The sequence below is a fragment of the Mesorhizobium sp. M4B.F.Ca.ET.089.01.1.1 genome, from assembly GCF_004022605.1.
Lineage (GTDB): Bacteria > Pseudomonadota > Alphaproteobacteria > Rhizobiales > Rhizobiaceae > Mesorhizobium > Mesorhizobium abyssinicae.
This window is the reverse complement of sequence record NZ_RZOS01000208.1, coordinates 1-9,689: the sequence shown is the minus strand read 5'-3', so window position 1 is coordinate 9,689 and position 9,689 is coordinate 1. Positions and strand designations below refer to the sequence as shown.

At 65.1% G+C, this 9,689-nt stretch carries 12 protein-coding genes and 1 tRNA gene; 10 read left to right on the top strand and 3 right to left on the bottom strand.

Translation table 11 applies throughout. The features are described from left to right. The 4 genes from EN780_RS19495 to EN780_RS19480 all read left to right on the top strand — a co-directional run. A partial coding sequence (locus EN780_RS19495) for an ATP-binding cassette domain-containing protein (RefSeq protein ID WP_133372647.1) occupies positions 1-601 on the top strand: 601 nt, incomplete at its 5' end. Beyond that, the gene (locus EN780_RS19490) at positions 598-1,614 is read left to right on the top strand and encodes an ABC transporter permease (protein WP_127284792.1); all 1,017 of its coding nucleotides are present in this window, start codon (positions 598-600) and stop codon (positions 1,612-1,614) included. The genes EN780_RS19495 and EN780_RS19490, both read left to right, overlap by 4 nt. A gap of 52 nt (positions 1,615-1,666) precedes the next feature. Further along, positions 1,667-2,668, top strand: coding sequence for a substrate-binding domain-containing protein (locus tag EN780_RS19485; RefSeq protein ID WP_128275034.1), 1,002 nt, complete (start codon positions 1,667-1,669; stop codon positions 2,666-2,668). A gap of 106 nt (positions 2,669-2,774) precedes the next feature. Beyond that, positions 2,775-3,221: a hypothetical protein gene (locus tag EN780_RS19480; protein WP_127392516.1), complete on the top strand. Its 447-nt coding sequence runs from the start codon at positions 2,775-2,777 to the stop codon at positions 3,219-3,221. A 114-nt stretch (positions 3,222-3,335) separates the two neighbouring features. Here the strand turns inward: EN780_RS19480 and EN780_RS19475 are convergent, their stop codons facing one another. Then, on the bottom strand, positions 3,336-4,394 hold the full coding sequence (locus EN780_RS19475; RefSeq protein WP_127392517.1) for an ornithine cyclodeaminase: 1,059 nt from the start codon (positions 4,392-4,394) through the stop codon (positions 3,336-3,338). Between the two features lie 2 nt (positions 4,395-4,396). Further along, a complete protein-coding gene (gene rocF, locus EN780_RS19470; RefSeq protein ID WP_127392518.1) occupies positions 4,397-5,329 on the bottom strand; it encodes an arginase in 933 nt (310 codons plus the stop codon). Positions 5,330-5,460: 131 nt separating this feature from the next. Between rocF and EN780_RS19465 the strand changes: the two genes are divergently transcribed. Together EN780_RS19465 and EN780_RS19460 are read left to right on the top strand one after the other, a co-directional pair. Further along, entirely contained in the window at positions 5,461-5,901 is a 441-nt protein-coding gene (locus tag EN780_RS19465) for an Lrp/AsnC family transcriptional regulator (protein WP_128275033.1), read from the top strand. A gap of 108 nt (positions 5,902-6,009) precedes the next feature. Continuing rightward, entirely contained in the window at positions 6,010-6,303 is a 294-nt protein-coding gene (locus EN780_RS19460; RefSeq protein WP_127309150.1) for a hypothetical protein, read from the top strand. Between the two features lie 68 nt (positions 6,304-6,371). Here EN780_RS19460 and EN780_RS19455 read toward each other — a convergent pair. After that, positions 6,372-6,446 (bottom strand) — tRNA-Gly (locus EN780_RS19455). A gap of 224 nt (positions 6,447-6,670) precedes the next feature. Here EN780_RS19455 and EN780_RS19450 point away from each other — a divergent pair. From EN780_RS19450 to EN780_RS19435, 4 genes are all read left to right on the top strand, one after another. Continuing rightward, positions 6,671-7,168: a prolyl-tRNA synthetase associated domain-containing protein gene (locus EN780_RS19450; RefSeq protein ID WP_127309151.1), complete on the top strand. Its 498-nt coding sequence runs from the start codon at positions 6,671-6,673 to the stop codon at positions 7,166-7,168. An 85-nt stretch (positions 7,169-7,253) separates the two neighbouring features. Then, positions 7,254-8,225, top strand: coding sequence for a thioredoxin (gene trxA / locus EN780_RS19445; RefSeq protein WP_127392684.1), 972 nt, complete (start codon positions 7,254-7,256; stop codon positions 8,223-8,225). Between the two features lie 189 nt (positions 8,226-8,414). Next, complete coding sequence (locus EN780_RS19440; protein WP_127309153.1) at positions 8,415-9,086, top strand: LON peptidase substrate-binding domain-containing protein; 672 nt, start codon at positions 8,415-8,417, stop codon at positions 9,084-9,086. A 169-nt stretch (positions 9,087-9,255) separates the two neighbouring features. Then, positions 9,256-9,498 (top strand): Trm112 family protein, encoded by a 243-nt coding sequence (locus EN780_RS19435; protein ID WP_127309154.1) that lies wholly within the window; start codon positions 9,256-9,258, stop codon positions 9,496-9,498. Positions 9,499-9,689 lie beyond the last annotated feature (191 nt).

The window sequence follows — 9,689 nt, the reverse complement described above, 5'->3', positions numbered from 1 at the left end:
GTTCGGGGCCGATCCGAAACTCGATGGCGTCGTCGCCATTGACGGCAGGCCGGTGGCGATCACGGCGCCCAAGGACGCGGTCCGGCATGGCTTGAGCCTGCTGACCGAGGACCGCAAGGGGCAGGGCCTGCTGCTCGACCTGCCGGTGGACAAGAACATCACCATCACCGATCTCGGCAAGGTCTCGCGCCACGGGCTGGTCAACCGCAAGGCGGAGGCGGTGGCGGCGACCGACCTGGTCGGCCAGCTGCGCGTCAAGGCAAGCTCGATCGAGCAGGCGGTGCGCAACCTGTCCGGCGGCAACCAGCAGAAGGTGGTGTTGGCCAAATGGCTGTTCCGCGGCACCTCGACACTGATCCTCGACGAGCCGACACGCGGCGTCGACATCGGCGCGCGGCGCGAGATCTACCAGCTCTTGTGGATGCTGGCGGCGGCTAAGAAGGGCATCATCATGGTGTCGTCCGACCTGCCCGAGCTGATGGGCATGTGCCACCGCATCGTCGTCTTTTCAAAAAACAGAATTGTCGGCGAGGTGCCGCGCGCCGAATTCGACCAGGAGCGCATCCTGTCGCTCGCCTATCAGGAGTATGTGCGACCATGAGCGAGACGTCCGAAGCAACCGTGTCGGCGCCTGTTTCCCCCGGCCGGGCGAAATTCCTGCGCTTCCTCATCCGCGATGCCGGCGTGCTCCTGGCGCTGGTGCTGATCACCGTGTTCTTCTCGGCCAGCGCGCCCTATTTCGCGACGCCCGGCAACGCGCTGAAGATCTTCGTGCAGATCGCCATCAACACGGTGCTGGCGGCCGGCATGACCTTCGTCATCCTCACCGGCGGCATCGACCTGTCGGTCGGCTCGGTGCTGGCGCTGTGCACGGTGGTGGGCGCCACCATCATGATCAACGAGAGCCTGTCGCCGGCGGTGGCGATCACGCTGGCGCTGCTGGCCTGCATGGCGACGGGTGCCGCCTGCGGACTCCTCAACGGCTGGATCTCGACGCGCTGGAAGATCCCCTCCTTCATCGTCACGCTCGGCATGCTCAACATGGCCGCAGGCGCGGCGCGCGTGGTCAGCGACAATTCGACCATCACCGGCCTGCCGCAGAGCTTCGTCGATTTCGGCAATCTGATCATCGGCGGCTTCCTGCCCTCGATCTTCCTGGTCGCGGTGCTGGTGATCGCGGTCGGCTGGTTCGTGCTGCGCTTCACCGTCTTCGGCCGCATGATCTTCGCCGTCGGCACCAATGACGAGGCGGTGCGGCTCTCCGGGCACAATCCGGACTTCTACAAGGTCGCGGCCTTCACCATCAGCGGCCTGACCGCCGGCATCGCGGCGATGGTCTATCTGTTGCGCCTCAACATCGGCAGCCCGATCGCCGGCGTCGGCTACGAGCTCAACGCGATCGCCGCGGTCATCATCGGCGGCACCAGCCTCAGCGGCGGCAAGGGCTCGATCATCGGCACGCTGGTCGGCGCCTGCATTTTGCAGGTGCTGAGCACCGGCCTGCAGCTTCTGGGCGTCGGCGACAATTTCAAGCCGATCGTGATTGGGCTTGTCATCGTGCTCGCCGTCATCCTAGACGCATATAGGGAGAGGCTGTTGCGCAAGATACGCTAGGTTTTCCGTCCGGACTTGCGTGGGAAATGTAGGAGCGCTGGGACCAGGGGCCATGACAACGATCGCCGATGTCGCGCGTTACGCGGGGGTGTCCGTCGCAACGGTCTCGCATGTGATGAACCGCACGCGCCATGTCGAGCCGGAGACGGCCGAGCGCGTGCGCGCGGCGATCGCGGCCCTGCGCTACAGCCCGAATTCGCTGGCGCGGAGTCTCAGGCGCGGCGAGACCAAAACCATCGGCCTGCTGCTCCCCGACAATTCCAACCCGTTCTTCGCCAGCGTCGCGCGCCAGATCGAGGATGCCGGGTTTGTCGCCGGCTATACGGTGATCCTGTGCAACTCCGACGGCAGCGCCGAGAAGGAGGAGCGCTATCTGTCGGTGCTGATGGCCAAGCAGATCGACGGGCTGATCTTCGCCGGCTCGTCCGACCATGCGGGGGTGTTCTCGCGCCTCGCGCCCGACGTGCCGGCGGTGCTGCTCGACCGCGAGATCCATTCCGTCCATGTCGATTCCGTGCTGGTCGACCACGATCACGGCGGCTATCTCGCCGGCCAGTATCTGGTCGGGCTCGGGCACAAGCGGATCGGCGTCATCGGCGGCCCGCGCGATTCGAGCTCCAGCCCGGCGCGCCTGCGCGGCTTTACCCGGGCGCTGCAGGAAGCAGGCGTCGACCTGCCGGCTTCAGCAGGGGTCGATTCCGACTACCATTTCGCCGGCGGCCGCCTGGCGATGGAGCGGCTGCTGACGCAGGCGCCCGACATCACGGCGGTGTTCGCCTGCAACGATCTGATGGCGATGGGCGCGGTCACGGCGCTGCGCTCACGCGGATTGCGGGTTCCCGACGACATGTCGATGATCGGCTTCGACGACATCCCCTATGCCGTCACCACCTGGCCGCCGCTGACGACGATCGCGCAGCCGGTGGAGAAGATCGGAACGCGGGCGGTCAGCCTGCTGCTGGAGCGCGTCGCCGAGCCGGCCGCGCATTCGCGCCGAGAGATCCTGATGCCCGTGCTGGTCGAGAGGGAAAGCTGCGCGCCGTTGCGCGGGTAAAGCGATCCCGAAATTGAGAACAGGTTTTCTTACTTCGGCCGTGAACTCATAAATGAAAGGACCAGCACGAGTGGAAAGCAGACGATGAGGTTGCTATCCTTCCAGGATGAAGCATGAACGTCTTTGCGCAATCGCTCACAACTTCGCCGACTCGATGGCAAGTGGCCTAGGCTTTGTTGTCGGCTACTGCCAAACCGACGTGTTTGGAGAGGCCGCCACCACCACGGGTGGAGTAATCGAGATCGACTTCCTGCGCGGGAGTGTTGTCAGAGGCCGCCCTTCGGACCAATTGAAAAGTGCTGCGGTCATGTTTGGGCAAGCCTTTCCTGCCTTCTGCAAAAAGAACGGCGCGGAGGTGACGGACTTCCAGAGTTTTCTCGCTGCGTTTGATGCCATAGGCGGCAGGTGCCGCGCAGTGCTGACCGTTGTAGATCGAAACGGCCGCCGTTCTCTTACGGAGTATGACGGCGTCCCGTTGAAGCGCTTAAGAGTTCTGGACACGTTGGGCCGTATACGCCGAAAAACGAGGCAGATCGAAAAAGTTAGCCAGTAAGCCAGTGTCCCGAATGGCGACATGCATTGGTGGCGGCAAATGTTGACGTCAGCGCTGCCCCTCATCCGCCCCTTCGGGCACCTTCTCCCCGTGAAACGGGGAGAAGGAAAAGGCTCAAGCCGCTGGCTGCATCTCCGCTCTCAGCAGCATGCCGAACAGGTCGCGCGGCTCGTCGGGGTCGGCGAGCAGGTCGAGCTCCTCATAGAGGCCGGTGGCCTGGAGCTGGTCGCGGACGTAGCGCAGGGCGGAAAAATCCTCGGTGGCGAAGCCGACGGAATCGAACAGCGTGATCTGCTCCGGCGCCTTGCGGCCTTGCGCCTTGCCGGTCATCACCTGCCACAGCTCGGTCACCGGATGGTCGGCGTCGAGCTGCTGGATCTCGCCCTCGATGCGGGTCTGCGGCGGGAACTCGACGAAGATGTCGGAGCGCAGCAGGATGTCGCGATGCAGCTCCGTCTTGCCGGGGCAGTCGCCGCCGACGGCGTTGATGTGGACGCCGGCGCCGACCATGTTGTCGGTGAGGATGGTCGCGTACTGCTTGTCCGCCGTCACCGTGGTGATGATGTCGACGCCTTCGACCGCGTCCTGGCCGGTCGCGCAGATGGTGATGTCGAAACCCTTGCCGGCGAGGTTGCGGGCGCATTTTTCAGAAGCCGAACGGTCGATGTCGTAGAGGCGCAGCCTGTCGATGCCGAGCAGCGCCTTGAAGGCGATGGCCTGGAACTCGGACTGGGCGCCGTTGCCGATGATGGCCATGGCGCGCGAACCTTTCGGCGCCAGGTATTTGGCCGCGACGGCGGAAGTGGCGGCGGTGCGCAGCGCCGTCAGGATGGTCATCTCGGTCAGCAGCATCGGATAGCCGGAGCCGACATCGGCGAGCACGCCGAAGGCGGTGACCGTCTGGCGGCCCTCGCGCATGTTCTTCGGATGGCCGTTGACATATTTGAAGCCGTACATCTTGCCGTCGCTGGTCGGCATCAGCTCGATGACGCCGTCATGGCTGTGCGAGGCGATGCGCGGCGTCTTGTCGAACAGCTCCCAGCGGCGGAAATCCTCCTCGACATAGGTGGCAAGCTCGGTGAGGAAGCGCTCGACGCCGATGGTGAGCACCAGCTTCATCATGCGGTCGACGCTGACGAAAGGGACGATGGCAAGGCGGGACGGCTGGGTCATGATCAGAGGCTTCCGGAATGGCTGCGGGTCGGGCGGTCCATGATGCGGCGGCCCATCAGGCTGGCGGTGAGGTCGACCATCAGGGTGGCGGTGCGGCCGCGCTCGTCGAGGAACGGGTTGAGCTCGACGAGGTCGAGGCTGGTGACCAGGCCGCTGTCGGACAGCATCTCCATCACCAGATGCGCCTCGCGGAAGGTGGCGCCGCCGGGCACGGTGGTGCCGACGGCCGGGGCGATCGACGGGTCGAGGAAATCGACATCGAGGCTGACATGCAGCAGGCCGTTTTCCTGCTCGACCTTGGCCAGGAAGGCGCGCAGCAAGGGCGCAATGCCATGCTCGTCGATGGTGCGCATGTCATGCACGGTGACGCCCGCCTCGTTCAGCGCGCGGCGCTCGGCCGGATCGACGCTGCGCAGGCCCATGGCGCAGATGCGGGCAGGATCGACGGTCACAGGTAGATCCGGGAAATAGCCCTTGAAGCCGGCCTGCCCGCTCGCATAGGCGAGCGGCACACCGTGCAGATTGCCGCTGGTTGTGGTGTCGAGCGTATGGAAATCCGGATGCGCGTCGAGCCACAGCACGAAGAGCGGCCGGCCGAGTTCCGCCGCCCGGCGCGCGACCCCGGATACCGTGCCGGCGGAGATCGAATGGTCGCCGCCGAGGAAGATCGGCAATGCTTCGCGAGACGCCGCGTAGGCGGTGTCGGCGATCGCCGCCGTCCAGGCGGAAATCTCCGGCAGCGCTTTCAGCGCAAGATTGCCGTGGACGACAGCGCGCGCCTCGGCCTTCTCGACCGCGCCCCAGTCCTCGACCTGGTGGCCGAGTTCCGACAGCACCGAGACCAGCCCCGCCGTGCGCAGCGCGCTCGGCCCCATCTCGCATCCCATCCTGCCCGCACCGTCCTGCACCGGCGCGCCAACGATCCTGCAGCGCATGATTCTATCCGTCCTTGCGATTGATCGCAGGAATGAACCATCATCCGGTGGCGGTTTGAACAGACGAAATTGGCATTTCGAGAAGGCTGATCTATCATATTGGACAAATGATTTGATCGAAATGGGCAGTCATGGATGCGCTTGACGAAAGGCTGGTGACGCTGCTGAGGCACGATGCACGGCGCAGCGTCTCCGATCTCGCGGTCGACCTCGGCGTGTCGCGCGCCACGGTTCGATCGCGCATGGCGCGGCTGGAAAAGTCGGGCGATATCATCGGCTACACGGTGGTGCTGCGCGCCGACGCGGTCGACCAGCGCATGCGCGGCGTGATGATGATCGAGATCGAGGGCCATGCCGTCGACCGCGTGATCCGGGCGCTGGGCGGCTTCGCCGAAGTGTCGACCATCCACACCACAAACGGCCGCTGGGACCTGGTGGTCGAGCTTGGCACCGCGTCGCTGACCGATTTCGACGCGGTGCTGCGGCGGATCCGGCTCATTCCCGGCATAACGGGGAGCGAGACGAGTTTGCTGCTGGCGACGCCGAGGACGACGCGGGCGAGGCTGGCGTAATAAAGGCGGCAGACGTCAGGAGTGGACGGCGACGCGCTTCCTTTGCGTCGCGACTTTCCCCTATTCTCCGGGGTATGAGCCGAGCCATAAATCGTGGGAACCAGCGCGATGCTGAAGATAATCGCGGCCGGGGTCGGCCTCGGCCTTGTCGGGTTCCTCGTCGCGATTTTCACCATGGGCGCCGGGCACGGAACGAATGTCCCGGGTTTCATCGTGGTCCCCTGGGTGATGCTGCTGATGATGGCTGGCGCTGGCGCCTTGCCCGGGTTGCTCAGCGCCTGCGTCCAATTCACGATCTATGTTGCGCTGATCCGCTTCAGGCCGCTGCTTGCGCTGCCCATCGGGATCCTTCATTGCGTCGCCGCGGTATGGGGAATGGCGCGCAACGGTATCTTGTTCTGAAGGGCCCAAAACGCGAAAAAGCCGCGGCGAACCGCGGCTTTTCGTTTGCTTGATCCCCGGAGGGAAACTGGAGCGGGTGAAGCGATTCGAACGCTCGACCCCAACCTTGGCAAGGTTGTGCTCTACCCCTGAGCTACACCCGCTCACGCGGCTTTGGGCCGCAAGCCGGGCCTATATGGCTGAAGAGCGCGGCGATTGCAACAGGGAAATGACGGGCTTTTTCACCTAGCTCGACAGGGCTAGAAGCTCCGTTGCGGCAGATGCGGGGATTCGTCGCTTGCCCCGGCGACGGTCTTGTCTCGGTGCGGTGATTGGCCGTAAACGGCGTAGCCGGAGCCGAGACCAAGCGCGACAGAAGTGAGGACCGATGCCGAAGACCGAAGCCGAGCTCAATGCCTTTCTTGCCGACCTCGGCATCGGCGTGTCGACGATCCGCCATCCGCCGCTCTACACGGTCGCCGATTCCCAGGCGCTGCGCGGCGAGATCGCCGGCGGCCACACCAAGAACCTGTTCCTCAAGGACAAGAAGGACAATTTCTTTCTCGTCACCGTGGATGAGGAGGCGGAGGTCGATCTCAAGCAGATCCATCATCTGATCGGCGCGGCCGGCCGCGTCTCGTTCGGCAAGCCGGAAATGCTGATGGAACTGCTCGGCGTCATTCCGGGCGCAGTCACCGTCTTCGGGCTGATCAACGACAGCGAGCGGCGGGTCAAGGTCTTTCTCGACCAGGAGTTGATGAGCCATGCGGTCATCAATGCGCATCCGCTGACCAACGAGGCGACAACTTCGATCGCATCGGCCGATCTCGTCAGATTCGTCGAGGCAACCGGACACGATGCTGTTATCTTGAAAGTCACGTCATGATCGCCACATGGATGGCGAAACCTGACCTCCAGCAAGAATTGTCGCGCCTCCCGCTGGCCGGCGGCGCGACCGGAAGGGCAATGACATGAGCGACAACAATCCATTCGGCAGCAGTGGCGGCCAGTATGCCACGACGGTGCAATATGGCGGCGGCGAGCCCAAGCTCTCGCTCGGCGAGGCGCCGGCCGACCTGATCAAGGACACGACGACGGCCGGCTTCGCCGCCGACGTCGTCCAGGAATCGCGCCGCCAGCCGGTGCTGGTCGACTTCTGGGCGCCGTGGTGCGGCCCCTGCAAGCAATTGACGCCGCAGCTCGAAAAGGCGGTCAAGGCCGCCGGCGGCTCGGTCAAGCTGGTCAAGATGAACATCGACGACCACCCCTCGATCGCCGGCCAGCTCGGCATCCAGTCGATCCCGGCGGTCATCGCCTTCAAGAACGGCCAGCCGGTGGACGGCTTCATGGGCGCCATTCCCGAAAGCCAGATCGCCGAGTTCATCAAGAAGGTCGGCGGCAAGAACGGCGCCGGCAACCAGGTGGCGGAGGCGCTGGCGGCGGCGGCGGAAGCGCGCGGCGCAGGTGACGCGCAGACCGCGGCCGACATCTACGACGCCATTCTCGAGCAGGCGCCGGAAACGATCGAGGCGATCGCCGGACTCGGCGAGCTGCTGTTCGAGGCCGGCGACACGGAAGGCGCCGAGGCCGTTCTGGCGCGGGCGCCGGAAGACAAGAAGGACGCGCCGCCACTTGCCGCGCTGCGCGCCAGGATCGCGCTCGCCGCGCAGGCCGCCTCGCTCGGCAATCCGGCCGAGTTCGAGCGCCGCCTTGCCGCCAATCCGGCCGACCACCAGGCGCGCTTCGACCTTTCGATGATCCAGAATGCCCGCGGCGAGCGGACGCAAGCCGCCGACAATCTGCTGGCGATCATCAAGGCCGACCGGAGCTGGAACGACGACGGCGCCAAGGCGCAGCTGTTAAAATTCTTCGAAGCCTGGGGCATGACCGACGAGGCGACGCTTGCCGCACGGCGCAAACTGTCGTCGCTGCTGTTTTCCTGAGGCGGTTCGCCGGCTGTTTTTGCCGCATGGGCTTGCGGCCGGATGCGAATGCGCCAGATTAAGCTGCGTTGATTTTTCAGGTGAGGCCGGCCTGACCTGAATCTCGACACAGCTTGGAGGCACGAGTAGCCTTTGGCGGCGAGGAGGAGATCGCGGCTTTGACACGCTTCAGGCGATCGGAGGGCTGATTTGCAGGCGGGAAACGCGCATTACCGGCGTGGCGCCGATCTGCCGGCGACGATCCCGGTGTTTCCGCTTGCCGGCGCGCTGCTGTTGCCGGGCGGGCGCATGCCGCTCAACATTTTCGAGCCGCGCTATCTGCAGATGGTCGACGAGGCGGTCGGCGGCGCGCGGCTGATCGGCATCATCCAGCCCAGTCTCGACGGCGCCCTGCGCGACGACGGCGAACCGGAACTGTGCAGCGTCGGCTGCGCCGGGCGCATCATCTCGTTGGCCGAGAGCGGCGACGGCCGCTACCTGATCTCGCTGCAAGGCGTCTGCCGCTTCCGCATCACGCATGAGGCCGCCACCAAGACGCCGTTCCGGCAATGCCGGATCGCGCCCTTCCTCGCCGATCTCGATGAAGACCGCGCCGGCGCCGAGGTCGACCGACCGTCGCTGCTGAAGGCGTTTCGGGCCTATCTGCAGGCCAATGATCTCGAAGCCGACTGGGAGAGCGTCAGCCGCGCCGAGAACGCCATGCTGGTCAACGCGCTGTCGATGATGGCGCCCTATGGGCCGGCCGAGAAACAGGCGCTGCTCGAGGCGGCGGACCTGAAAACGCGCGCCGAAACGCTGATCGCCATCACCGAAATGGCGCTGGCGCGCGAGGGTGAGGATTTTGGCTCGAGCCTGCAGTAGGTGTATCGATATTCAGGTGAGGCCGGCCTGCAAACGGCGGCTTCCGGTGCTTCCGGTGCTCACGTACTTCAAGTACGCTCCGCCCCGGTTCTCGGAAGCCACCATTCTCGACTGGGCCTGACCTGTATCTCAACACACCTTAGGCACCAGTCGGACAGGGAAAAGTGCAATGGCTGCGGAAGGACGTGACGGACAGAAGGCCAGTGTCGATCCGAAGCTGCTGGAGCTGCTGGCGTGCCCGCTGACCAAGGGTCCGCTGACCTGGGATGCGGAGCGCGGCGAGCTGATCTCGCGCGTGGCCAAACTTGCCTATCCGGTGCGCGACGGCATCCCGATCATGCTGCCCTCGGAGGCGCGGACGATTTCCGCCGAGGACCTGCTGTCGCCGCCGCGGCTCGGCGGGCCGGCGTGAGTGGGTACGGCGAATAGAAAAGAGGGTCGCATCCGGTCGAACCGACCCCCTCTGGCCTGCCGGCCATCTCCCCCTGGAGGGGGGAGATCACGCGCAGCAAAGGCGGCCCCTCCCATTTTTCTGGATTGAAAGCCGGCGGGCGAAGTGAGGGGGCCTTTCCTCTCCCCCGTCGATTGGGGGAGAGGTGTCGA